Genomic DNA, 22,181 nt, shown 5'->3' on the forward strand with positions numbered 1-22,181 from the left:
CCGAACGCGGCCGACAAGACCAGCGGTTGAGCTGACACACACAACGGACGGGCCCCTCGTTCCAGCCCTCGCCCGGGGGTTGCCGCCCCGGCGGCCGAGGGCGACGAGGGACCGGGGTCGGCGCAGCCGCGCCCGACGTTCGGGGTCAAGAGCCGGAAGTCGAAGGTGCCGACCATCCCCCAGCTTCCGGCGCCCCGCCGTCCGCCGCGCGATCAGGGGGGCCGTACGGACGACACCCCCGGCGGCGCCCCGGACGACCACGTCGGCTGAGCCGGAGCCGGAGCCGGAGCCGGAGCCGGAGCCGGACCGGGACCGGGCGCGGGCGCGGGCAGGGCTCGTACGGACCGGAAGGCCGATACGATCGGCCGACCCGCCCACCCGCCGGCCGCGTGCGGCGTACAGCCCGTACACCTCGTACGTCCCGTACACCCCCGTACGTCCCGTACGAAACGGGCGCGCACCGCCCGGCCTCCGGCCCTGTTGAACCGCATATCCGGCCTATCGGTCATATGCCTACGCCCGGCCCGCACCCGGCCCCCGCCCGGTCCCCGCCCGGCCCGCACCCGGCCCCCGCCCGGTCCCCGCCCGGCCCGGAGCCGTGCCGCCGCCCGAACGGGCCGTTCCGGCGGCTCGGCCGGGTCGCGCTCCGCGTGGGCATTTGTTTTGACCCAAGTCCGTGCGATAGGTACGCTCAGACCTTGTGCCTGGGGTGTGCCTGGGCTCTTGTGCGTGTCCTCAGCCGCATACGAGTCCACTGAACGGCCACCGCAATCTGCGCCATCCCCGCCTCGCGGAGAGCCCCGCAGTATTCGACACACCCGACCGCGTGGGTCGGTGACGTTCCAGGTTAGTTTCACGAACGGCACACAGAAACCGGAGAAGTAGTGCCTACGATCCAGCAGCTGGTCCGGAAGGGCCGGCAGGACAAGGTCGAGAAGAACAAGACGCCCGCGCTCGAGGGTTCGCCCCAGCGCCGCGGCGTCTGCACGCGTGTGTTCACGACCACCCCGAAGAAGCCGAACTCGGCCCTGCGCAAGGTCGCGCGTGTGCGTCTGACCTCTGGCATCGAGGTCACGGCCTACATCCCGGGTGAGGGACACAACCTGCAGGAGCACTCCATCGTGCTCGTGCGTGGTGGCCGTGTGAAGGACCTGCCGGGTGTTCGTTACAAGATCATCCGCGGCTCCCTTGACACCCAGGGTGTCAAGAACCGCAAGCAGGCCCGCAGCCGCTACGGCGCCAAGAAGGAGAAGTAAGAATGCCTCGTAAGGGCCCCGCCCCGAAGCGCCCGGTCATCATCGACCCGGTCTACGGTTCTCCTCTGGTGACGTCGCTCATCAACAAGCTTCTGCTCAACGGCAAGCGTTCCACCGCCGAGCGGATCGTGTACGGCGCCATGGAGGGTCTTCGCGAGAAGACCAACGCCGACCCGGTCATCACGCTGAAGCGCGCGCTCGAGAACGTCAAGCCGTCTCTCGAGGTCAAGTCCCGCCGTGTCGGTGGCGCCACCTACCAGGTGCCGATCGAGGTCAAGCCGGGCCGCGCCTCCACCCTCGCGCTCCGCTGGGTCGTGGGTTACTCCCGCGCCCGCCGCGAGAAGACCATGACCGAGCGCCTCATGAACGAGCTGCTGGACGCCTCCAACGGCCTCGGCGCTTCGGTCAAGAAGCGTGAGGACACGCACAAGATGGCCGAGTCCAACAAGGCCTTCGCGCACTACCGCTGGTAGTCGCTACCCCCATCGAGACCGAGAGAAGACTGAGCCATATGGCCACCACTTCGCTTGACCTGGCCAAGGTCCGCAACATTGGGATCATGGCCCACATCGACGCGGGCAAGACGACGACCACCGAGCGGATCCTTTTCTACACCGGTGTGAGCTACAAGATCGGTGAGGTCCACGACGGCGCTGCCACGATGGACTGGATGGAGCAGGAGCAGGAGCGCGGCATCACCATCACGTCCGCCGCGACGACCTGCCACTGGCCGCTCGAGGACGTCGATCACACGATCAACATCATCGACACCCCGGGCCACGTCGACTTCACCGTCGAGGTGGAGCGGTCGCTCCGCGTCCTCGACGGCGCCGTGACCGTCTTCGACGGTGTCGCCGGTGTCGAGCCGCAGTCCGAGACCGTCTGGCGTCAGGCGGACCGCTACGGCGTGCCGCGTATCTGCTTCGTCAACAAGCTCGACCGCACCGGTGCCGAGTTCCACCGCTGTGTCGACATGATCAGCGACCGCCTCGGCGCGACGCCGATCGTGATGCAGCTGCCGATCGGCGCCGAGGCCGACTTCAAGGGTGTCGTCGACCTCGTCACCATGAAGGCGTTCGTCTGGTCCGCCGAGGCGACCAAGGGCGAGATGTACGACATCGTCGACATCCCGGCCACGCACACCGAGGCGGCCGACGAGTACCGCGGCAAGCTGCTGGAGACCGTCGCCGAGAACGACGACGAGCTCATGGAGCTGTACCTGAACGGCGAGGAGCCGTCGGTGGAGCAGCTCTACGCGGCGATCCGCCGGATCACCATCGCCTCCGGCAAGTCCTCGGGCACCACGGTCACCCCGGTGTTCTGCGGTACCGCGTTCAAGAACAAGGGCGTCCAGCCCCTGCTCGACGCGGTTGTGCGCTACCTCCCCTCCCCCCTGGACGTCGAGGCCATCGAGGGCCACGACGTCAAGGACGCGGAGAAGGTCGTCACGCGCAAGCCGTCCGACGACGAGCCGCTGTCGGCGCTGGCGTTCAAGATCATGAGCGACCCGCACCTCGGCAAGCTCACCTTCGTGCGCGTCTACTCCGGCCGTCTGGAGTCCGGCACCGCGGTGCTGAACTCCGTGAAGGGCCGCAAGGAGCGCATCGGCAAGATCTACCGGATGCACGCCAACAAGCGTGAGGAGATCGAGTCGGTGGGCGCGGGCGACATCGTCGCCGTCATGGGCCTGAAGCAGACCACCACCGGTGAGACGCTGGCGGACGAGAAGAACCCGGTCATCCTGGAGTCCATGGACTTCCCGGCGCCGGTCATCGAGGTCGCCATCGAGCCCAAGTCCAAGGGCGACCAGGAGAAGCTGGGTGTCGCCATCCAGCGGCTCGCGGAGGAGGACCCCTCCTTCCAGGTCCACACCAACGAGGAGACCGGCCAGACCGTCATCGGCGGTATGGGCGAGCTTCACCTCGAGGTGCTGGTCGACCGGATGCGCCGCGAGTTCAAGGTCGAGGCCAACGTCGGCAAGCCCCAGGTCGCGTACCGCGAGACGATCCGCAAGGCCGTCGAGCGCGTGGACTACACCCACAAGAAGCAGACTGGTGGTACCGGTCAGTTCGCCAAGGTGCAGATCGCGATCGAGCCGATCGAGGGCGGCGACGCCTCGTACGAGTTCGTGAACAAGGTCACCGGTGGCCGCATCCCCAAGGAGTACATCCCCTCGGTGGACGCGGGCGCGCAGGAGGCCATGCAGTTCGGCATCCTGGCCGGCTACGAGATGACGGGCGTCCGCGTCACGCTCATCGACGGTGGCTACCACGAGGTCGACTCCTCCGAGCTCGCCTTCAAGATCGCCGGTTCGCAGGCCTTCAAGGAGGCCGCGCGCAAGGCCAGCCCCGTACTGCTCGAGCCGATGATGGCCGTAGAGGTCACCACGCCCGAGGACTACATGGGTGACGTCATCGGCGACATCAACTCCCGCCGTGGCCAGATCCAGGCCATGGAGGAGCGGGCCGGCGCCCGGGTCGTCAAGGGCCTGGTGCCGCTCTCGGAGATGTTCGGCTACGTCGGCGACCTCCGCAGCAAGACGTCGGGTCGCGCGAGCTACTCGATGCAGTTCGACTCCTACGCCGAGGTTCCCCGGAACGTCGCCGAGGAGATCATCGCGAAGGCCAAGGGCGAGTAACTCACCCGAGTACACGCTTTAGGCTTGTTCCCGGAGCCCGTGGGGGCATTTCCCGGCAAACCGGCGGGAAGTGCCCCTGGCACCGGTATCCCAGCAAAGATCACCTGGCGCCGATGAGTAAGGCGTACAGAACCACTCCCCAGGAGGACCCCAGTGGCGAAGGCGAAGTTCGAGCGGACTAAGCCGCACGTCAACATCGGCACCATCGGTCACATCGACCACGGTAAGACGACCCTCACGGCCGCCATTACCAAGGTGCTGCACGACAAGTACCCGAACCTGAACGAGGCCTCGGCCTTCGACCAGATCGACAAGGCGCCCGAAGAGCGTCAGCGCGGTATCACCATCTCCATCGCGCACGTCGAGTACCAGACGGAGTCGCGTCACTACGCGCACGTCGACTGCCCGGGTCACGCGGACTACATCAAGAACATGATCACGGGTGCCGCGCAGATGGACGGCGCCATCCTCGTGGTCGCCGCCACCGACGGCCCGATGCCGCAGACCAAGGAGCACGTGCTCCTGGCCCGCCAGGTCGGCGTTCCGTACATCGTCGTCGCCCTGAACAAGGCCGACATGGTGGACGACGAGGAGATCCTGGAGCTCGTCGAGCTCGAGGTCCGTGAGCTCCTCACCGAGTACGAGTTCCCGGGCGACGACCTGCCGGTCGTCAAGGTCTCCGCGCTCAAGGCCCTCGAGGGCGACGCGGAGTGGGGCGAGTCCGTCCTCAAGCTGATGGAGGCCGTGGACGAGGCCATCCCGCAGCCCGAGCGCGACGTCGACAAGCCGTTCCTGATGCCGATCGAGGACGTCTTCACGATCACCGGTCGTGGCACCGTCGTCACCGGTCGTATCGAGCGCGGTGTCCTCAAGGTCAACGAGACCGTCGACATCATCGGCATCAAGACCGAGAAGACCACCACCACGGTCACCGGCATCGAGATGTTCCGCAAGCTGCTCGACGAGGGCCAGGCCGGTGAGAACGTCGGTCTGCTCCTCCGTGGCATCAAGCGCGAGGACGTCGAGCGCGGCCAGGTCATCATCAAGCCGGGCTCGGTCACCCCGCACACCGAGTTCGAGGCCCAGGCCTACATCCTGTCGAAGGACGAGGGTGGCCGTCACACCCCGTTCTTCAACAACTACCGCCCGCAGTTCTACTTCCGTACCACGGACGTGACCGGCGTCGTGACCCTCCCCGAGGGCACCGAGATGGTCATGCCGGGCGACAACACCTCCATGACCGTCGAGCTGATCCAGCCCGTCGCCATGGAGGAGGGCCTGAAGTTCGCCATCCGTGAGGGTGGCCGGACCGTGGGCGCCGGCCAGGTCGTCAAGATCACGAAGTAATTTCGCGGTCTGACCTGGTTGCTCCGTAACGAGCACCGCGAGAGGCCCCGCACCGAAAGGTGCGGGGCCTCTTCGTCATTCCTGAAGGTCGCGGGCCGTCGGCCGCCGTCGGCTACCGTCCCGCTTCGGCCGCCCGTACGGGGCCACCGCGCACCGGGCGCATCACCCACGGCCGGGCCGCCGTGTCCAGCCCGACCGCCGCGATCGTGCCGCCCGCCGCCACCAGGACCGGCGAGTCCAGGGAGCCCGGCCGCCGTACGCCGCCGTTACGTCCCGTCAGCTGTATCCGCCCCCGCAGATCCCGGCCCACCAGGACCGGGGCGCCGCCGAGGGCGGCCGCGCCGACCGGGCCGTACCCCTCCATCGCCGGTACGGCCCGGACCGGGGGCGCGGTACGGGCGGCGGTCGCCGCCGCGGAGCCCGTACCCGCCGTCGCGCCGCCGACGGTCACGGCGACCAGCCGTCCCGACGCGGGCCTGCGGTAGTACAGCTCGATCCGGCCGTCCGGCAGCGGTACGGCCGTCACCTCGTCGCCGGGCGTCGGCAGCGCGTCGCCGTCCGAGCGGAGGGCCACCGGGCCGCCGGTCCGGTCCTGCGACCAGTGGCGCACGCCCTCCCGGGCCGCCGCGAAGAGATGGACCCGGCCCCGGCCGTCGGCGATCGCCGACAGCCCGTCCTGGATCTCCGCGCCACCGAGATCGTGCCAGCCGCCCCAGCTTCCGTCGACGGCCCGGACCCGGGTACTGACACCCTTGGCGGCGTTCCGGACGAAGAGATGGACCCGGCCGTCGCCGCCGGTCACCGCCGTGGGGACGCCGATCCGGCGGCTCCGGTCGCCGGTGTGCTCGGGGGCGCCGAGCCCGTCCCAGGCACGGAACCCGCCGCCCGCCGCCCGCTGCTCCAGCAGCACGATCTCGCGCCGGTTCTCGGCATGCCGCCCGCCGATCGCGGCGAACCGCAGCCCGAACAGCAGCAGCCGCCCGTCGGACAGGACGGTGTGCCCGAGCGCCGGGGCGAGCGGGCCGCCGCCCAGATCGGTCGGGTCCTGCCAGACGCCGCTGCCGGACGCGGTCTCGTGCCAGCGGACCGCGCGCAGCCCGAGGACGCCGTAGGCGGTGAGCCGCCCGCTCCGGCCGGCGACGGCGACCGGGCGGGGGCCCGGGTAGCGGTGGTGGGTGGAGCGCACCCAGCCCTTCCGGTTCCGCAGCGGCCGGACGCCGCCGACGGCGTAGTCCCCGCAGCCGGAGGGGTTGCCGCAGTCCCATTCCGGGTCGCCGCCGTAGGGCACCAGATGGGACGCCTTGGTCCGCAGCACCTCGGGCGGCAGGTTCTTCGGCCAGTGCCGGTTGTAGTAGCCGCGGAACGCGGTCGCCACGAACCCCGGTACCGGCTCGCCGCGCCGGGTGGTGTCCCGTACCCACCGGATCATCGCGGCCCAGCTGAAGCAGGCGGCGGCGGTGTGGTCGGCGTGGTCGGAGTAGCCGGGCTGTTCGGAGTCCTTGCGCCGGGTCCGCTCGTCGCTGTGCTGGATGTCGGGGTCCGGGTCGAGGGTCTGCACCACGGTCGGCCGGTACCGCTCCAGCAGCCCCACCAGGACATCGATCAGTCCGTCATAGGTGTACGGGGAGCTGTGCCGCAGCGGCGAGTCCTTCGCCACCACGGTCTGTACGCCGATCCCGCCCCGGTCCTTCCAGAGCCCGGGCAGCGCGTTGCGGCGGCGCCGGGTGTGCATCGGGAGATTCAGGAAGATCAGCTCGACCCGGCGCCCGGCGTGGGACAGGGTGTCGATCTCGGCCCGCCGGTCGCCGCGGAGGGGGAGGACGTCCCGGTGCCACGGAGTGAACTTGTCGAGGCCGAGCAGGGTGGCGTACGCCTGCCGCAGCCCTTGGTGACGGGCGGAGGAGTAGCCCGGCCGGTCGGCGACGGGCTCTTCCTCCGAACCCGGTACGGCATTGATCCCGTTGTGCTCGCCCGCGGTGACATAGACGCAGACCAGCGGGGTACCGGCGGCCAGGGACCGCTGGGTGTCCGGGTTCATGAAGTACAGATCGTCGTCCGGGTGGGCCAGGATCTGCATCAGCAGCGCCCGCCGGGTCCCCGCTATCGGCATCCCGGGCGCGGGATCGGCGGTCGGTACGGAGTCGGGGCTCGCCGGTACGGTACAGGCGGCGGCCCCCGCCCCCAGTCCGGCCAGCGCCGTCAACGCGCCGACCACCGTACGCCGACGCGGCCGCCGGGCCGGGACAGGGGTAGGTGGCGTATGCATGCGTCTTGGCTCCGTCCGCTCCCGGCAGCGGGCGGGCTGCCCCCGTGGGCGTACTCGTGTCCTTGGTCAGGGATGGGCGGAAGGGGCTGGTCGGACCGGTTCCGCGATCATCTAGACGGATTATCGTGCGACGAGGTTGCCCCGCCCGCCCCTTTTCGGCGACCCGGGTGACCCGGAGGTGTGAGCCCCCGAACAACAGAACGCCACGCCGGTCCGCGACCGGCGTGGCGTTCCGCTGCTCAGGAGGCGATCAGCCCCGGGCCTCCTCGCCCCCCTCGATGAACAACTCCTCGGCGTTGTCGACGGTGAAGACTTGGTCCCACCAGTGGTCGAGTACTTCGAGGTCGGTGCAGTCGGCGATCCGGGTGCGGTGGTCGTCGGTGGTGGGGATGCCGCGCTTCTCCAGGGCGCTGAGGATCAGCCGGGAACGCTCTGCGGCCTGACCCTCGGCGAGTCCCTCTTCGCGCCCCTTTTCCTGTCCTTCGGCGACACCTTTGAGGAAGGATCGCTCGATCATCGTTCCTCGGCCGGGGAAGTACGTGCCAACTGCCATCAGGTTCCTCCAGTGTGCTCCGGCCGGGGTGTCGCCCAGGCCGATTTCCAGCAGTTCGGTGAAGTAGTCGCCGGACTCGCCGTCCTTGGCGGCGGATCCGAGCGCGGAGGCCAGCGCCTCCAGTATGGCGTCGACCTCCGGGTGGGTGGTGTGGGTCAGGGCGGAAAGGCTGGCCAGTGCGAGGTTCTGCCGGGCCTCGCGGGGGCTGGTGATCACCGGCAGGTTCTCCGGCCCCACGACCATCGGACGGGTGCTGAGGGCGGTCCAGCCCTCGACTCCCGTGGTGAACGGCCCGGCCGCCCATTTCGCGGTGGCCCGGTCGTGGCAGACGACCAGTAAGAGAGCCGGGATCCCGTACTTCGCCTTCAGATAGGCGAGGTAGTACGTCCAGCTGGCGGCCTTCTCCGGGTCGCGGCGCCGCTGCGCCTCCACGGCCAGCAGGAATTGCTCGCCGTCCGACGACTCGACCCGCAGCAGGCTGTCGACCCGGCGCTCCAGCGGGCGGATCTCGGTGACATCGCCCGTCAGTACCTCGATGGAGGTTTTCTCGGGCAGAGGGACGCCCAGGACCCGGAAGACCGGGCTGAGCAATTCGGGCCGGTCCTGGAAGATCCGGTGCGCGGCCTCGTGAGAGGAAGTGACCATGGCATAGACGGTAGGCACCGCTGCATGAAGATACGTAATCCAGTATATTCATGCGAACGGGTGATCGGTGGTCGTAAAGTTGACGACGGCTTTCGGGATCGGCGTACCGGCGCCGTGAAGGCACGGGCCGTCTGCCCGTGTCGGTGACCTCCGAGCAGGACGTCGAGGTCGAGGGGCCGCCGGACCCCGGACGGGGGAGGGGCGGAGAACCTGCCCCGCTACTCCTGACCCAGCGGCCCGGGCAGCGCCCGGTTCAGGGTCAGCGTCACGCCCGGGAGGCCGGCCGTCCAGCCCGCCGTCGTGGTGGTGAAGCGGGAGGGCGACGGGGGCGTCGGGCCGAGGCCGATCCCGAAGTGGAGCGGGGGTGTGCCGAGCGGGTGCGGCCAGGCCTGGACGTCCGGGAGGCCGGACTCCTCCAGCAGGGCGATCAGGGCGCGGATCCGGCCGCGGACCCGGCCCATGAGGGCTGGGTCCGGGGCCGGGACGGAGATCACCGCCCAGGCGGCGTGGCGGTCCGGCAGCGGGGGCGGGGCCGTGAGGGCGGGCCAGGGGTCGGTGCCGGGGGGTGTCGTTTCGAGGGTGTGCCAGGCGTCGTACAGCTCCCGGGCCAGGACCGCCCGGGCGCCCGTGCCCATCGCGGCCGTACAGGAGCGGACCGGTGCGGTGGGGGTGGTCAGCCGTACCGGGTCGCGGGCGTCGGTGTCCCAGTCGCGGGCCGCCCAGGTCGCGAAGAAGTGCCGGAGGGGTTCGTCGCCGCCCGCCGCGAGGATCGCCGGGTCCGCTTCGCGTACGGTACGGGCCGCGAGTACGGCCCAGCCCAGGCCCGGAAGTCCGCCGAAGGGCGCCGAGTCCAGGCCCTTCGCCCGGGCCCATGCCTTCACCGCGCGGGCCAGGCCCGTGAAGGCGTCGCGGCGGGCCGCGCCCGCCAGGTCGAGGACGGCGTCCGCGTCGCCGACGGCGCTCAGCGCGATCGCCGCCGCCTCGCCCAGTTCGGTACGGCGCTCCACCGCCCGCGCCGGGGGTATGTCACGGGTCCCGGCCACGACCAGGTCGACATCGAGTCCGCCGGTGCTGAACCGCAGACCGTCCGACCGCGCCCCGGTGACCACCCGGGGCCGTTCCGCGTCGGGGACCGCCCGCCGGACCCGGTCGCGTACGTCCTCGATCGCGGGCGCGCCCGGCAGCGCGGCGACCAGGTCGAGATCGGCGCCCGGCAGTTCGCACCCCATCCGGCGGGAGCCCACCGGATGGACGAAGCCCTCGGGGAACGCGTCGGTGATCCGGCGCAGGGTGTCGGCGGCCCGGTCCGCGCCCGTGCGGTCGCCGGAGGGGCGGGGGACCGTGGGGCGCGGGGTGAGTTCGGCGAGGACGCCGTAGTGGTCGGAGGCGTACAGGCCGGTGTGGTCCGGCACCGTACCGATCAGCCGGGCCCGGGCCGCCATGTACCGGCCGCGCAGGAACACCCGGTCGATCCGGCCCGCCCGGCCGGTGAGGGAGCCGAGGGCCGCCAGCGGGTTGACCCGGGGGTCGAAGGTCGGCGCTTCGGGGTCGTCCGGCACGGTCTCGGCACCGTCGTCCGTCCAGGCGTCGTCCAGACCGAGGGCCTCGCCGGGCAGCCGGGTGGCGTCGTTCATATCGCCCATCAGCACCAGGTCGCCTTCTACCCCGCCGAGACCCCGGCGCAGGGTGGCGAGCTGGGTACGCCGCAGGGCCGGGCCGTCGGTGGTGTGGTCGCTGGTCAGATGGGTGGTGGCGACGGTCAGCGGCCCGCCCGCGGTCTCCACGACGACCGCGAGTACCGCCTTGTGGGGGCCGAGGACGTGCAGCCCGGCCTCCCGGACCGGCAGCCGGGACATGATCAGCAGCCCGTACTCCCCGGCCGCCCGCCGCCCCGGGATCAGCGACCAGCCGCCGTCCCTGACCCATTCCGCGTCCCGCAGCAGGTCGTACAGCGGCGGCTCCACCTCCTGGAGCGCGATCACCTCCGCGTCGGCGGCGCGCAGGGCGGCCAGCAGCAGCGGGCGGCGGCGGGCGGTCTCGACGCGCTCGGTGTCGTACCGGTCCCACAGCGTGTTCCAGGTCAGCACCCGGGGGAGCCGGCGCGCGTCCGGGACGGAAAGCGGCGGTACGGGCTCCCGCGCTCCCGCGGCCCCGACCGCCACCGGCTCGAAGAACGGCGGGGCCAGCACTCTCGGCGCCCGGGCGCGGCCCGCGTCCGAGGTGTCGAGCCGGTCGGCACCGGTCTTCCGGTCCCAGACCCGTTCCCCGTCGGCCTCGAAGAAGACCACCCGGTGCCAGGGGACGTCCCCGCCGGGCGAGAACGAGGGCAGCGGGATCCGTTTCGGCGCGGCGCCGCCCCGCTGGGCGACGCCGATGACGAACCGGCCCGGGTCGAAGCGGGCGTCCCACCGCACCCGGTGGTAGATCTGCTCACTCGTCCGCATCTCCGCCGCTCTCCGTGTATCCGTCGTTCTCCGCCCGGTCCCCGCCCGTGTTGTCGTTGTCGCTGTCCTCGACGGTGCCGTAGGCGCCGATGTACCAGGTCCGGTGCGCCTCGCCCGGGTACGGGGGCGCGTAGCGGCGGAGCTGGCGGTCGAGTACGGCGGCCGGTACGGGATGGTCCCGTACCCGGTTGCGGCGGATCAGCTCCGCCGGGTCGACCACGGTCACGGCCTGGGTGACCAGCGCGTCCCGGCGGGCGGCGACCGCCAGTACCCGGGCCCGCTGATGCCGGTCGATACCGGTGGCGTCCCAGACCGTGGTCCCGCCGGCCGCGAGGGCCGCGTCCAGCCGGGCGACGGCGCGCCGCAGTACGTCCGCGTTGGCCCGCTGGTCCGCCCGGTCCCCGGCCTCCTCGCGCAGCGCGTCGAGGGAGATCCACCGGTCGGCGTCGGCCCGGAGCCCCGCCGCGAACCGGCTCTTGCCGCTGCCCGACGGCCCGACGAGCTGGATCAGCCGGGGGAAGGCCCCGTCGCGCCACCGCCAGGTCGCCGCGACGGCCTCCCGCTCCCCGCCCACCGTGCCCCGGGCGTACGCCGCCCGGGCCTCGGCCCGGCAGCGGTCGGCCGGATCGGGGCCGAGGCCGCCGAAGGACCACGACTCCCAGGGCGCGGGGGTCTCGTAGAGCCCGGCGTCCGCCGCCCAGAGCGCCGACCACTCGGTCAGCTCCCGGGCCTCGGCGGTCGGGGCGAGGGCGTGGGCCACGGTGTGCAGGACCCGGAGGTCGGCGGCGTAGGAGAGCCGGACGAGACCGGCCCGCCGCTCCTCGTCGGGGAACGGCCGGTACAGCTTGGGCCGGAGCCCGCCCAGGTCGGCGACCCGGCGGGCGGTCCGCATCCCGACGAGGGGCGCGAGCCGCCCGGCGAGCGGGCCGCGTTCCCCGGCCGCCGGCAGCAGACCGAGGGCGGCGGTGAGCCGTTCGTCGCCGAGGAGGTCGAGACCGGCGAGGGCTTCCGGCAGATCGAGCCGGGTCCCGGCGGTGAGCGGGCCGTACGGGCCGCCTCGATCCGTCCCGGGGGAGGGGGCGTACGGCCCGGTCGGCGGCGCGCCGGGGCCCGGGTCCCGGGACTCCGGCCACCCCGGGCCGGTCACGGCGGCCAGCTCGTCGGCCGTCACCGGCTCACCCGCCCGGACGTCCCACAGCACCGCCCCCGGGCCCCGGCCGTTCTCGACGACGGCGGAGTGCATCCAGTGCCGGTCGGTACGGACATGCCGGGGCCTGACCCATTTGGCGACCCGGTCGGCGAACTCGCCGTAGCCGAACCCGGCCGTGGTCCGGACCACGTACCCCTCCTGCCGGGCCGGGTCGATCCGGAGCGCCCGCAGGGCCCGCTCGTCGTAGTCGCCGCGCCACAGCACCCTCGGTACGGGGATCCCGAGACCGCGCAGGAAGGCGGTCGTACGGTCCCAGCCGAGGCAGTGGTTCCGGTCGTCCCAGACGGAGAAGCCGTAGAAGAAGGCGTCGAGGTCGTCGTAGCCGATGGAGTGGCGGGCGAGCATGTTCTCGCCGCAGATCCGCCAGCCGGGCGGGATCGCCCGGCCGGTCCGGGCCCAAAGCGCCTTGACCCGGGTCCGGGACGGATGGTGGCCGGAGTCGCGCGAGCGGGCGTGCAGGCCGTCCCGGTAGAGGGTGGTGTTCTCGCCGTCGAGCTTCTCGGTGACGACGATCTCACGCCCGGTGAAGGAGTCCGCCCCGGCCCGGGTGATCCGCAGATCGTCCGGGCCCGCCCCGGGGGACCAGGGCAGATGGGGCGTACGGGGATACTGGATACGCACTCGGTCCCCCGTTCCTCGGCTTCTCGGTTCTCCGCGCGGTGTACGGCCACCCGGTCGGCGCGCGCCGGTCCGCGAGTCGCCCACTGTAGGAACGACCGGGGGAGGGTTCGAATGAATTTGCCGCCGGCCGGTGCCGCCGAACGGTTCCACCGGACTGTTCCGCCGACCGGTGCCGCTGTACGGCTCCGGGCCCGGGGAGCCGTCGCGCTCCGGCCGGACCGTACGGCCCGCCGTCCTCGCGGAGGCGGTGATTCCGCAGGTGGTACGGGGGTCGGCCGGGCATTCTCCCGGCTGTGGTAACGGGGCCGGGCCCGGCGGACGTTCCCGGCTCGCCGGGTGTGCCGGAGTTTGACAGCGGGGGGGCTGCGGGTACCCTCTTCCGCCCGATTGGCCAGGTCCGGGCCCTGTATGGCAGACTAGTCGGGTTGCTCGGTTGAGTGCCGATGCTGCGCGCCTCCCGCCGGGAGGACCGGAAGCGAGTCCCACAGTACTCGTCGCCCCAACTGCCCGAAGGCCGCAAGGCCCGCCGGTGGCGCTGGGGCGGACGTACGGGAATCTTCCGGGAAGTGTCAGCGGGGTACCGACCAGGCACCCGGTGGGTGGTTCTCCCCCGGCGCGCGGGCTCGGCCCGCACCCCCTTGGTTGGGATGTCCCCTGGGACATCTGCGTAGAGGGAGTGCGACACGCCCGACCGCGTGGGTCGGAGAGAATCGCGGTACCCGCCGGGTTCCGGAGCGGACGAGAGACAGGACTACTGAGTAGCCATGGCGGGACAGAAGATCCGCATTCGGCTCAAGGCCTACGACCACGAGGTCATCGACTCCTCGGCGAAGAAGATCGTCGAGACGGTGACGCGTACTGGTGCGTCGGTCGCGGGCCCGGTGCCGCTGCCCACTGAGAAGAACGTGTACTGCGTCATCAAGTCGCCGCACAAGTACAAGGACTCGCGCGAGCACTTCGAGATGCGTACGCACAAGCGCCTGATCGACATCCTCGACCCGACGCCCAAGACCGTTGACTCGCTGATGCGCCTGGACCTTCCGGCCGGCGTTGACATCGAGATCAAGCTCTGAGAGGCGCGGAAGAGATGGCAAAGCAGATCAAGGGCGTCCTGGGCGAGAAGCTCGGCATGACCCAGGTCTGGGACGAGAACAACCGTGTCGTCCCGGTCACCGTGGTCAAGGCCGGGCCCTGTGTTGTCACCCAGGTCCGCAAGAACGACATCGACGGCTACGAGTCGGTCCAGATCGCCTTCGGCGAGATCGACCCGCGCAAGGTGAACAAGCCCCTCAAGGGCCACTTCGCCAAGGCCGATGTGACCCCCCGCCGCCACCTGGTGGAGCTCCGTACCTCCGACGCCGCCGAGTACACGCTCGGCCAGGAGATCACGGCCGAGGTGTTCGAGTCCGGCGTCAAGGTCGACGTCACGGGCAAGAGCAAGGGCAAGGGCTTCGCCGGTGTCATGAAGCGTCACAACTTCAAGGGCCTCGGCGCCGGTCACGGTACCCAGCGCAAGCACCGCTCGCCCGGCTCCATCGGTGGCTGCGCCACCCCGGGCCGTGTGTTCAAGGGCCTCCGCATGGCGGGCCGTATGGGCAACGAGCGGGTCACCACCCAGAACCTGACCGTTCACGCCGTTGACGCGGAGAAGGGCCTGCTGCTCATCAAGGGCGCGGTTCCTGGTCCGAACGGCGGCCTCGTCCTGGTCCGCACCGCGGCCAAGGGGGCCTAAGGGACTATGAGCACCATTGACATTCTGTCGCCCGCGGGCGACAAGACCGGGACCGTCGAGCTCCCGGCCGAGATCTTCGACGCCAAGGTCAGCGTTCCGCTGATCCACCAGGTCGTCGTCGCGCAGCTGGCCGCGGCCCGTCAGGGCACGCACAAGGTCAAGACGCGTGGCGAGGTCCGCGGTGGTGGTAAGAAGCCGTACCGCCAGAAGGGCACCGGCCGCGCCCGTCAGGGTTCGACCCGCGCCCCGCAGTTCGCCGGCGGTGGCGTCGTCCACGGCCCCGTGCCGCGTGACTACTCCCAGCGGACCCCCAAGAAGATGAAGGCCGCCGCCCTGCGCGGTGCCCTCTCCGACCGGGCCCGCCACTCCCGTATCCACGTCGTCTCCGGCGTGATCGAGGGCGAGGTCTCCACCAAGGCCGCCAAGACGCTGTTCGGCAAGATCTCGGAGCGCAAGAACCTGCTCCTGATCGCCGAGCGCTCCGACGAGGCCGCGTGGCTGTCCGCCCGCAACCTGCCCCAGGTGCACATCCTGGAGCCGGGCCAGCTGAACACGTACGACGTGCTCGTCTCCGACGACGTGGTCTTCACCAAGGCCGCTTTCGAGTCCTTCGTGTCCGGGCCCGCCAAGGCCGTCGAGACCGAAGGGAGCGACGCCTGATGTCCGAGAACAGCACGGCTGTCGTCACCAGCAAGACCTACTCGGACCCGCGCGACATCCTCGTCAAGCCGGTCGTTTCCGAGAAGAGCTACGCGCTGCTGGACGAGAACAAGTACACGTTCGTCGTCGACCCGCGCGCCAACAAGACCCAGATCCGTCAGGCCGTCGAGGCGGTCTTCGCGGTCAAGGTCACCGGGGTCAACACGATCAACCGGCAGGGCAAGCGCAAGCGCACCCGCACCGGTTTCGGCAAGCGCGCCAACACCAAGCGCGCCATCGTGACCCTCGCCGAGGGCGACCGCATCGACATCTTCGGCGGCCCCACCTCCTGACGGAGGTAGGGACGTCTAGATAGTCCGGATTCTTCCGAGGACTGAGAGACAATGGGTATCCGCAAGTACAAGCCGACGACCCCGGGCCGTCGTGGCTCCAGCGTCGCCGACTTCGTCGAGATCACGCGGTCCACGCCGGAGAAGTCGCTGGTCCGCCCGCTGCACAGCAAGGGCGGCCGTAACAACACCGGTCGTGTGACCGTCCGCCACCAGGGCGGTGGCCACAAGCGCGCCTACCGTGTGATCGACTTCCGTCGTCACGACAAGGACGGCGTGCCGGCGAAGGTCGCGCACATCGAGTACGACCCCAACCGCACCGCGCGCATCGCGCTGCTCCACTACGCGGACGGCGAGAAGCGCTACATCATCGCCCCCCGTGGCCTGAGCCAGGGCGACCGGATCGAGAACGGTCCCGGCGCCGACATCAAGCCCGGCAACAACCTGGCGCTGCGCAACATCCCGGTCGGTACGACCATCCACGCCATCGAGCTGCGGCCCGGCGGCGGCGCGAAGTTCGCCCGCTCCGCGGGTGCCTCCGTGCAGCTGCTGGCGAAGGAGGGCCCGATGGCCCACCTGCGCATGCCGTCCGGTGAGATCCGCCTGGTCGACGTCCGCTGCCGCGCCACCATCGGCGAGGTCGGCAACGCCGAGCAGTCGAACATCAACTGGGGCAAGGCCGGCCGGATGCGCTGGAAGGGCGTCCGCCCGACCGTTCGCGGTGTCGCGATGAACCCGGTTGACCACCCGCACGGTGGTGGTGAGGGCAAGACTTCCGGTGGTCGCCACCCGGTCAGCCCGTGGGGTCAGAAGGAGGGTCGTACTCGTTCTCCCAAGAAGGCGAGCAGCAAGTACATCGTCCGCCGCCGCAAGACGAACAAGAAGCGCTAGGAGCGGGTTTAGATGCCGCGCAGTCTCAAGAAGGGGCCCTTCGTCGACGACCACCTGATCAAGAAGGTGGATGTCCAGAACGAAGCAGGCACCAAGAACGTCATCAAGACCTGGTCCCGTCGCTCGATGATCGTCCCGGCCATGCTGGGCCACACGATCGCGGTGCACAACGGCAAGACCCACATCCCGGTGTTCGTCACCGAGTCGATGGTCGGCCACAAGCTCGGCGAGTTCTCGCCGACGCGCACCTTCCGCGGCCACGTCAAGGACGACCGGAAGTCGAAGCGCCGCTAACGCGGGGTGTGAACGACTATGACGAACGTGTCAGACACTGAAGGGACAACCATGGAAGCCAGGGCCCAGGCGCGGTACATCCGCGTCACGCCCATGAAGGCCCGCCGCGTGGTGGACCTCATCCGTGGCATGGACGCCACGGAGGCTCAGGCGGTCCTGCGTTTCGCCCCGCAGGCCGCGAGCGAGCCCGTCGGCAAGGTGCTGGACAGCGCCATCGCCAACGCGGCGCACAACTACGACCACCCGGACGCCTCTTCGCTGTTCATCAGCGAGGCGTACGTGGACGAGGGCCCGACCCTGAAGCGGTTCCGTCCGCGTGCCCAGGGCCGTGCCTACCGGATCCGTAAGCGGACCAGCCACATCACCGTGGTCGTCAGCAGCAAGGAAGGAACCCGGTAATGGGCCAGAAGGTTAACCCGCATGGGTTCCGGCTCGGTATCACCACGGACTTCAAGTCCCGTTGGTACGCCGACAAGCTGTACAAGGACTACGTCAAGGAAGACGTCGCCATCCGTCGGATGATGACGTCCGGCATGGAGCGCGCCGGCATCTCGAAGGTTGAGATCGAGCGCACCCGTGACCGTGTGCGGGTGGACATCCACACCGCGCGTCCGGGCATCGTGATCGGCCGCCGCGGCGCCGAGGCCGACCGCATCCGCGGCGACCTCGAGAAGCTCACCGGCAAGCAGGTCCAGCTGAACATCCTCGAGGTCAAGAACCCCGAGGTGGACGCTCAGCTGGTGGCCCAGGCCGTGGCCGAGCAGCTGTCCTCCCGTGTCTCCTTCCGCCGCGCCATGCGTAAGAGCATGCAGTCGGCGATGAAGGCGGGCGCCAAGGGCATCAAGATCCAGTGCGGCGGCCGCCTCGGCGGCGCCGAGATGTCCCGCTCGGAGTTCTACCGCGAGGGCCGGGTGCCCCTGCACACGCTCCGCGCGAACGTCGAGTACGGCTTCTTCGAGGCCAAGACCACCTTCGGCCGTATCGGCGTGAAGGTCTGGATCTACAAGGGCGACGTCAAGAACATCGCCGAGGTCCGCGCCGAGAACGCCGCTGCCCGCGCCGGCAACCGCCCGGCCCGTGGTGGTTCCGACCGCCCGGCCGGCCGTGGTGGCCGTGGTGGCGAGCGTGGCGGTCGCGGTCGCAAGCCGCAGCAGAGTGCCGCTGCCGAGGCCCCCAAGGCCGACGCCGCCGCCGCTGCTCCGGCTGCTGAGAGCACCGGAACGGAGGCCTGACCGCCATGCTGATCCCCCGTAGGGTCAAGCACCGCAAGCAGCACCACCCGAAGCGCAGCGGTATGTCCAAGGGTGGTACGACGGTTGCGTTCGGCGAGTACGGCATCCAGGCCCTCACGCCGGCGTACGTGACCAACCGCCAGATCGAGGCGGCTCGTATCGCGATGACCCGCCACATCAAGCGTGGCGGCAAGGTCTGGATCAACATCTACCCGGACCGCCCGCTCACCAAGAAGCCCGCCGAGACCCGCATGGGTTCCGGTAAGGGTTCCCCCGAGTGGTGGATCGCGAACGTCAAGCCCGGTCGGGTGATGTTCGAGCTGTCCTACCCGAACGAGAAGATTGCTCGTGAGGCGCTTACCCGCGCTGCTCACAAGCTTCCGATGAAGTGCCGCATCGTTCGGCGCGAGGCAGGTGAGGCGTGATGTCGGCCGGAACCAAGGCGTCCGAGCTGCGCGAGCTGGGCAACGAGGAGCTGGTGAACAAGCTCCGCGAGGCCAAGGAAGAGCTGTTCAACCTCCGCTTCCAGGCGGCGACCGGACAGCTCGAGAACCACGGTCGGCTGAAGGCCGTCCGTAAGGACATCGCGCGGATCTACACCCTGATGCGCGAGCGCGAGCTGGGCATCGAAACGGTGGAGAACGCCTGATGAGCGAGAACAACGTGACTGAGAACGAGCGCAACGCACGGAAGACCCGCGAGGGCCTGGTCGTCAGCGACAAGATGGACAAGACCGTCGTCGTCGCTGTCGAGGACCGCGTCAAGCACGCTCTGTACGGCAAGGTCATCCGCCGTACGAACAAGCTCAAGGCCCACGACGAGCAGAACGCCGCCGGCGTCGGCGACCGGGTCCTCCTGATGGAGACCCGGAAGCTGTCCGCCACCAAGCACTGGCGCGTCGTCGAGATCCTCGAGAAGGCCAAGTAATCGCCCGAGGGCTTTCCCTCGGGTCAGTTCCGCCAGGCTCCGGGGGCCGCTTTCCGAAGCGGCCCCCGGGGAACCGGCAGACAAACAGGAGATAAGACGTGATCCAGCAGGAGTCGCGGCTGCGTGTCGCCGACAACACTGGTGCCAAGGAGATCCTTTGCATCCGTGTTCTCGGTGGTTCCGGCCGCCGCTACGCGGGCATCGGTGACGTCATCGTCGCCACCGTCAAGGACGCGATCCCCGGTGGCAACGTGAAGAAGGGTGACGTCGTCAAGGCGGTCATCGTTCGCACCGTCAAGGAGCGCCGCCGCCAGGACGGCTCGTACATCCGCTTCGACGAGAACGCCGCCGTCATTCTGAAGAACGACGGCGACCCTCGCGGCACCCGTATCTTCGGCCCCGTCGGCCGTGAGCTGCGCGAGAAGAAGTTCATGAAGATCATCTCGCTCGCGCCGGAGGTGCTGTAAGCATGAAGATCAAGAAGGGCGACCTGGTCCAGGTCATCACCGGTAAGGACAAGGGCAAGCAGGGCAAGGTCATCGCGGCCTTCCCCCGCGAGGACCGTGTCCTGGTCGAGGGTGTCAACCGGGTCAAGAAGCACACCAAGGCGAACCAGCCGGGCCGCGCCTCGCAGGCCGGCGGGATCGTCACGACCGAGGCCCCCGTCCACGTGAGCAACGTTCAGCTCGTCGTGGAGAAGGACGGCAAGAAGGTCGTGACCCGCGTCGGATACCGCTTCGACGACGAGGGCAACAAGATCCGCGTTGCCAAGCGGACGGGTGAGGACATCTGATGGCTACCACCACCACTCCGCGTCTCAAGACGAAGTACCGCGAGGAAATCAAGGGCAAGCTGCTCGAGGAGTTCTCGTACGAGAACGTCATGCAGGTTCCCGGCCTCGTCAAGATCGTGGTCAACATGGGTGTGGGCGACGCCGCCCGCGACTCCAAGCTGATCGAGGGCGCCGTCAAGGACCTCACCACGATCACCGGTCAGAAGCCGGCCGTGACCAAGGCCCGCAAGTCCATCGCGCAGTTCAAGCTGCGTGAGGGCCAGCCGATCGGTGCCCACGTCACCCTTCGGGGCGACCGCATGTGGGAGTTCCTGGACCGCACCCTGTCGCTGGCGCTGCCGCGCATCCGCGACTTCCGCGGCCTGTCGCCGAAGCAGTTCGACGGCCGGGGCAACTACACCTTCGGTCTCACGGAGCAGGTCATGTTCCACGAGATCGACCAGGACAAGATCGACCGCGTCCGGGGTATGGACATCACCGTGGTCACCACGGCGACCAACGACGACGAGGGCCGTGCCCTCCTTCGTCACCTCGGCTTCCCCTTCAAGGAGGCGTAAGCGAGATGGCGAAGAAGGCTCTCATTGCCAAGGCCGCCCGCAAGCCCAAGTTCGGTGTGCGCGCGTACACCCGCTGCCAGCGCTGTGGCCGTCCGCACTCCGTATACCGCAAGTTCGGCCTCTGCCGCGTGTGCCTTCGTGAGATGGCTCACCGTGGCGAGCTGCCGGGCGTGACCAAGAGCTCCTGGTAGTTCCCGCTTTTCGGGAATGACCGGAGTCTCTCGGTAAGCAAAGGGTTGGTGGGAGCCCGGCCCTCCATGGCTTAGGCTTGGAGGGTTGGGCGCCCGCCGCCCGTACGACTTACTACGCCGTAGGTCCCCGCGCCGCACCCGTCCCGCCCCAGTGTGGGGAGAGGGATGGCGCATACAGGAAACCCCGGCGAGAGAGGCCGAAGGCCAATTCATGACCATGACTGATCCCATCGCGGACATGCTGACCCGTCTGCGGAATGCGAACTCGGCGTACCACGACGACGTCACGATGCCGCACAGCAAGATCAAGTCGCACATCGCGGAGATCCTCCAGCAGGAGGGCTTCATCACGGGCTGGAAGGTCGAGGACGCCGAGGTCGGCAAGAACCTCGTCCTCGAGCTCAAGTTCGGCCCGAACCGTGAGCGCTCCATCGCGGGCATCAAGCGGATCTCGAAGCCGGGTCTCCGGGTGTACGCGAAGTCCACCAATCTGCCCAAGGTCCTCGGTGGCCTCGGCGTGGCGATCATCTCCACGTCGCACGGTCTCCTGACCGGCCAGCAGGCGCAGAAGAAGGGCGTGGGTGGGGAAGTCCTCGCCTACGTCTGGTAGTTCGGGAACGGAGGAAAAGCAATGTCGCGTATCGGCAAGCTCCCCATCCAGGTTCCCGCCGGTGTGGACGTCACCATCGAGGGACGCACGGTCGCGGTGAAGGGCCCCAAGGGCACCCTCACCCACACCGTCGCGGCGCCCATCGAGATCGCTAAGGGCGAGGACGGCGTACTGTCCGTCACCCGTCCGAACGACGAGCGTCAGAACAAGGCCCTGCACGGCCTGTCCCGCACGCTGGTGGCGAACATGATCACCGGTGTGACCCAGGGATACACCAAGGCGCTCGAGATCAGCGGTGTCGGTTACCGCGTGGCCGCGAAGGGCTCCAACCTGGAGTTCCAGCTCGGCTACAGCCACTCGATCCTGGTGGAGGCCCCCGAGGGGATCTCCTTCAAGGTCGAGTCGCCGACCAAGTTCTCGGTCGAGGGCATCGACAAGCAGAAGGTCGGCGAGGTCGCCGCTAACATCCGCAAGCTGCGCAAGCCCGACCCGTACAAGGCCAAGGGCGTCAAGTACGCGGGCGAGGTCATCCGCCGCAAGGTCGGAAAGGCGGGTAAGTAAGCCATGGCATACGGTGTGAAGATCGCCAAGGGTGACGCGTACAAGCGCGCCGCCATCAAGCGCCGCCACATTCGCGTCCGCAAGCGCATCTCCGGCACGCCGGAGCGTCCGCGCCTGGTCGTGACGCGTTCCAACCGCCACATCGTGGCGCAGGTCATCGACGACCTCGCGGGCCACACGCTCGCGTCGGCGTCGACCCTGGACACCTCGATCCGCGGTGGCGAGGGCGACAAGAGCGCCCTGGCCAAGCAGGTCGGCTCCCTGGTCGCCGAGCGCGCCAAGGCTGCCGGTGTCGAGGCCGTCGTGTTCGACCGCGGTGGCAACCAGTACGCCGGGCGGATTGCCGCTCTGGCCGACGCCGCCCGCGAAGCCGGGCTGAAGTTCTGAGCCCCGGTTCCGGAGCTAGCGGACGTAACAGAGAGAG

Annotated in this window: 26 protein-coding genes; 22 read left to right on the forward strand and 4 right to left on the reverse strand. The window is 69.6% G+C overall.

The window, feature by feature from the left end:
* Positions 1-884 precede the first annotated feature (884 nt).
* From rpsL to tuf, 4 genes are all read left to right on the forward strand, one after another.
* Complete coding sequence (gene rpsL / locus ABZ714_RS05395) at positions 885-1,256, forward strand: 30S ribosomal protein S12 (RefSeq protein ID WP_003948652.1); 372 nt, start codon at positions 885-887, stop codon at positions 1,254-1,256.
* 2 nt (positions 1,257-1,258) lie between these two features.
* Positions 1,259-1,729: a 30S ribosomal protein S7 gene (rpsG, locus tag ABZ714_RS05400; protein WP_146481829.1), complete on the forward strand. Its 471-nt coding sequence runs from the start codon at positions 1,259-1,261 to the stop codon at positions 1,727-1,729.
* A 38-nt stretch (positions 1,730-1,767) separates the two neighbouring features.
* Entirely contained in the window at positions 1,768-3,894 is a 2,127-nt protein-coding gene (gene fusA / locus ABZ714_RS05405; RefSeq protein ID WP_358823826.1) for an elongation factor G, read from the forward strand.
* Positions 3,895-4,047: 153 nt separating this feature from the next.
* Complete coding sequence (gene tuf, locus ABZ714_RS05410; protein ID WP_358823827.1) at positions 4,048-5,241, forward strand: elongation factor Tu; 1,194 nt, start codon at positions 4,048-4,050, stop codon at positions 5,239-5,241.
* A gap of 112 nt (positions 5,242-5,353) precedes the next feature.
* Here the strand turns inward: tuf and ABZ714_RS05415 are convergent, their stop codons facing one another.
* The 4 genes from ABZ714_RS05415 to ABZ714_RS05430 all read right to left on the reverse strand — a co-directional run bounded on the left by ABZ714_RS05415 (position 5,354) and on the right by ABZ714_RS05430 (position 12,980).
* Entirely contained in the window at positions 5,354-7,507 is a 2,154-nt protein-coding gene (locus tag ABZ714_RS05415; RefSeq protein WP_358823828.1) for a PIG-L family deacetylase, read from the reverse strand.
* Positions 7,508-7,757: 250 nt separating this feature from the next.
* Positions 7,758-8,705, reverse strand: coding sequence for a hypothetical protein (locus tag ABZ714_RS05420; RefSeq protein ID WP_358823829.1), 948 nt, complete (start codon positions 8,703-8,705; stop codon positions 7,758-7,760).
* Between the two features lie 218 nt (positions 8,706-8,923).
* Positions 8,924-11,149, reverse strand: coding sequence for an RNA repair domain-containing protein (locus tag ABZ714_RS05425; RefSeq protein ID WP_358823830.1), 2,226 nt, complete (start codon positions 11,147-11,149; stop codon positions 8,924-8,926).
* On the reverse strand, positions 11,136-12,980 hold the full coding sequence (locus ABZ714_RS05430) for an RNA ligase family protein (protein WP_358823831.1): 1,845 nt from the start codon (positions 12,978-12,980) through the stop codon (positions 11,136-11,138). The genes ABZ714_RS05425 and ABZ714_RS05430 overlap by 14 nt, the downstream gene beginning before the upstream one ends.
* Before the next feature lie 764 nt (positions 12,981-13,744).
* Here ABZ714_RS05430 and rpsJ point away from each other — a divergent pair.
* From rpsJ to rplR, 18 genes are all read left to right on the forward strand, one after another.
* The gene (rpsJ, locus tag ABZ714_RS05435; RefSeq protein WP_003948644.1) at positions 13,745-14,053 is read left to right on the forward strand and encodes a 30S ribosomal protein S10; all 309 of its coding nucleotides are present in this window, start codon (positions 13,745-13,747) and stop codon (positions 14,051-14,053) included.
* Between the two features lie 14 nt (positions 14,054-14,067).
* On the forward strand, positions 14,068-14,712 hold the full coding sequence (gene rplC / locus ABZ714_RS05440) for a 50S ribosomal protein L3 (protein WP_358823832.1): 645 nt from the start codon (positions 14,068-14,070) through the stop codon (positions 14,710-14,712).
* Between the two features lie 6 nt (positions 14,713-14,718).
* Positions 14,719-15,372 (forward strand): 50S ribosomal protein L4, encoded by a 654-nt coding sequence (rplD, locus tag ABZ714_RS05445; protein ID WP_358823833.1) that lies wholly within the window; start codon positions 14,719-14,721, stop codon positions 15,370-15,372.
* Positions 15,372-15,704 (forward strand): 50S ribosomal protein L23, encoded by a 333-nt coding sequence (gene rplW / locus ABZ714_RS05450; RefSeq protein ID WP_358823834.1) that lies wholly within the window; start codon positions 15,372-15,374, stop codon positions 15,702-15,704. Before rplD ends, rplW begins: the two co-directional genes overlap by 1 nt.
* A 51-nt stretch (positions 15,705-15,755) precedes the next feature.
* Positions 15,756-16,592, forward strand: coding sequence for a 50S ribosomal protein L2 (gene rplB, locus ABZ714_RS05455; protein WP_358823835.1), 837 nt, complete (start codon positions 15,756-15,758; stop codon positions 16,590-16,592).
* A gap of 12 nt (positions 16,593-16,604) precedes the next feature.
* On the forward strand, positions 16,605-16,886 hold the full coding sequence (gene rpsS / locus ABZ714_RS05460; protein WP_003948639.1) for a 30S ribosomal protein S19: 282 nt from the start codon (positions 16,605-16,607) through the stop codon (positions 16,884-16,886).
* A 51-nt stretch (positions 16,887-16,937) separates the two neighbouring features.
* Positions 16,938-17,285, forward strand: a complete 348-nt coding sequence (gene rplV, locus ABZ714_RS05465) for a 50S ribosomal protein L22 (protein ID WP_006347229.1) — start codon at positions 16,938-16,940, stop codon at positions 17,283-17,285.
* A complete protein-coding gene (gene rpsC, locus ABZ714_RS05470; RefSeq protein WP_358823836.1) occupies positions 17,285-18,118 on the forward strand; it encodes a 30S ribosomal protein S3 in 834 nt (277 codons plus the stop codon). Before rplV ends, rpsC begins: the two co-directional genes overlap by 1 nt.
* Positions 18,119-18,123: 5 nt before the next feature.
* Entirely contained in the window at positions 18,124-18,543 is a 420-nt protein-coding gene (rplP, locus tag ABZ714_RS05475) for a 50S ribosomal protein L16 (RefSeq protein ID WP_006347227.1), read from the forward strand.
* On the forward strand, positions 18,543-18,767 hold the full coding sequence (gene rpmC, locus ABZ714_RS05480) for a 50S ribosomal protein L29 (RefSeq protein WP_351565954.1): 225 nt from the start codon (positions 18,543-18,545) through the stop codon (positions 18,765-18,767). Before rplP ends, rpmC begins: the two co-directional genes overlap by 1 nt.
* Complete coding sequence (gene rpsQ / locus ABZ714_RS05485) at positions 18,767-19,045, forward strand: 30S ribosomal protein S17 (RefSeq protein WP_006347225.1); 279 nt, start codon at positions 18,767-18,769, stop codon at positions 19,043-19,045. The genes rpmC and rpsQ overlap by 1 nt, the downstream gene beginning before the upstream one ends.
* A 98-nt stretch (positions 19,046-19,143) precedes the next feature.
* Positions 19,144-19,512, forward strand: a complete 369-nt coding sequence (rplN, locus tag ABZ714_RS05490) for a 50S ribosomal protein L14 (protein ID WP_003956455.1) — start codon at positions 19,144-19,146, stop codon at positions 19,510-19,512.
* A 2-nt stretch (positions 19,513-19,514) separates the two neighbouring features.
* Positions 19,515-19,838, forward strand: coding sequence for a 50S ribosomal protein L24 (rplX, locus tag ABZ714_RS05495; protein WP_006347224.1), 324 nt, complete (start codon positions 19,515-19,517; stop codon positions 19,836-19,838).
* Entirely contained in the window at positions 19,838-20,395 is a 558-nt protein-coding gene (rplE, locus tag ABZ714_RS05500; protein WP_358823837.1) for a 50S ribosomal protein L5, read from the forward strand. The genes rplX and rplE overlap by 1 nt, the downstream gene beginning before the upstream one ends.
* A 5-nt stretch (positions 20,396-20,400) precedes the next feature.
* Complete coding sequence (locus ABZ714_RS05505) at positions 20,401-20,586, forward strand: type Z 30S ribosomal protein S14 (RefSeq protein WP_003956452.1); 186 nt, start codon at positions 20,401-20,403, stop codon at positions 20,584-20,586.
* 211 nt (positions 20,587-20,797) lie between these two features.
* Entirely contained in the window at positions 20,798-21,196 is a 399-nt protein-coding gene (gene rpsH, locus ABZ714_RS05510) for a 30S ribosomal protein S8 (protein ID WP_018550614.1), read from the forward strand.
* A 21-nt stretch (positions 21,197-21,217) separates the two neighbouring features.
* Positions 21,218-21,757 (forward strand): 50S ribosomal protein L6, encoded by a 540-nt coding sequence (gene rplF, locus ABZ714_RS05515; RefSeq protein WP_358823838.1) that lies wholly within the window; start codon positions 21,218-21,220, stop codon positions 21,755-21,757.
* A gap of 3 nt (positions 21,758-21,760) precedes the next feature.
* A complete protein-coding gene (rplR, locus tag ABZ714_RS05520) occupies positions 21,761-22,144 on the forward strand; it encodes a 50S ribosomal protein L18 (RefSeq protein WP_358823839.1) in 384 nt (127 codons plus the stop codon).
* Positions 22,145-22,181 lie beyond the last annotated feature (37 nt).

Origin of the sequence: Streptomyces sp. NPDC006798 (assembly GCF_040635975.1) — a bacterium.
Lineage (GTDB): Bacteria > Actinomycetota > Actinomycetes > Streptomycetales > Streptomycetaceae > Streptomyces.

What these genes read in the sequence shown, in the direction of transcription:
- rplV (WP_006347229.1), top strand. Translation starts at nt 16,938, where the DNA reads ATGGAAGCCAGGGCCCAGGCGCGGTACATCCGCGTCACGCCCATGAAG.
- rpsJ (WP_003948644.1), top strand. Translation starts at nt 13,745, where the DNA reads ATGGCGGGACAGAAGATCCGCATTCGGCTCAAGGCCTACGACCACGAG.
- rpsQ (WP_006347225.1), top strand. Translation starts at nt 18,767, where the DNA reads ATGAGCGAGAACAACGTGACTGAGAACGAGCGCAACGCACGGAAGACC.
- rplF (WP_358823838.1), top strand. Translation starts at nt 21,218, where the DNA reads ATGTCGCGTATCGGCAAGCTCCCCATCCAGGTTCCCGCCGGTGTGGAC.
- rplD (WP_358823833.1), top strand. Translation starts at nt 14,719, where the DNA reads ATGAGCACCATTGACATTCTGTCGCCCGCGGGCGACAAGACCGGGACC.
- rplW (WP_358823834.1), top strand. Translation starts at nt 15,372, where the DNA reads ATGTCCGAGAACAGCACGGCTGTCGTCACCAGCAAGACCTACTCGGAC.
- rpsG (WP_146481829.1), top strand. Translation starts at nt 1,259, where the DNA reads ATGCCTCGTAAGGGCCCCGCCCCGAAGCGCCCGGTCATCATCGACCCG.
- rplE (WP_358823837.1), top strand. Translation starts at nt 19,838, where the DNA reads ATGGCTACCACCACCACTCCGCGTCTCAAGACGAAGTACCGCGAGGAA.
- rpmC (WP_351565954.1), top strand. Translation starts at nt 18,543, where the DNA reads ATGTCGGCCGGAACCAAGGCGTCCGAGCTGCGCGAGCTGGGCAACGAG.
- rplP (WP_006347227.1), top strand. Translation starts at nt 18,124, where the DNA reads ATGCTGATCCCCCGTAGGGTCAAGCACCGCAAGCAGCACCACCCGAAG.
- ABZ714_RS05425 (WP_358823830.1), bottom strand. Translation starts at nt 11,149, where the DNA reads ATGCGGACGAGTGAGCAGATCTACCACCGGGTGCGGTGGGACGCCCGC.
- ABZ714_RS05415 (WP_358823828.1), bottom strand. Translation starts at nt 7,507, where the DNA reads ATGCATACGCCACCTACCCCTGTCCCGGCCCGGCGGCCGCGTCGGCGT.
- rpsS (WP_003948639.1), top strand. Translation starts at nt 16,605, where the DNA reads ATGCCGCGCAGTCTCAAGAAGGGGCCCTTCGTCGACGACCACCTGATC.
- rplB (WP_358823835.1), top strand. Translation starts at nt 15,756, where the DNA reads ATGGGTATCCGCAAGTACAAGCCGACGACCCCGGGCCGTCGTGGCTCC.
- rplR (WP_358823839.1), top strand. Translation starts at nt 21,761, where the DNA reads ATGGCATACGGTGTGAAGATCGCCAAGGGTGACGCGTACAAGCGCGCC.
- ABZ714_RS05420 (WP_358823829.1), bottom strand. Translation starts at nt 8,705, where the DNA reads ATGGTCACTTCCTCTCACGAGGCCGCGCACCGGATCTTCCAGGACCGG.
- rplC (WP_358823832.1), top strand. Translation starts at nt 14,068, where the DNA reads ATGGCAAAGCAGATCAAGGGCGTCCTGGGCGAGAAGCTCGGCATGACC.
- rpsC (WP_358823836.1), top strand. Translation starts at nt 17,285, where the DNA reads ATGGGCCAGAAGGTTAACCCGCATGGGTTCCGGCTCGGTATCACCACG.
- rplX (WP_006347224.1), top strand. Translation starts at nt 19,515, where the DNA reads ATGAAGATCAAGAAGGGCGACCTGGTCCAGGTCATCACCGGTAAGGAC.
- rpsH (WP_018550614.1), top strand. Translation starts at nt 20,798, where the DNA reads ATGACCATGACTGATCCCATCGCGGACATGCTGACCCGTCTGCGGAAT.
- fusA (WP_358823826.1), top strand. Translation starts at nt 1,768, where the DNA reads ATGGCCACCACTTCGCTTGACCTGGCCAAGGTCCGCAACATTGGGATC.
- ABZ714_RS05505 (WP_003956452.1), top strand. Translation starts at nt 20,401, where the DNA reads ATGGCGAAGAAGGCTCTCATTGCCAAGGCCGCCCGCAAGCCCAAGTTC.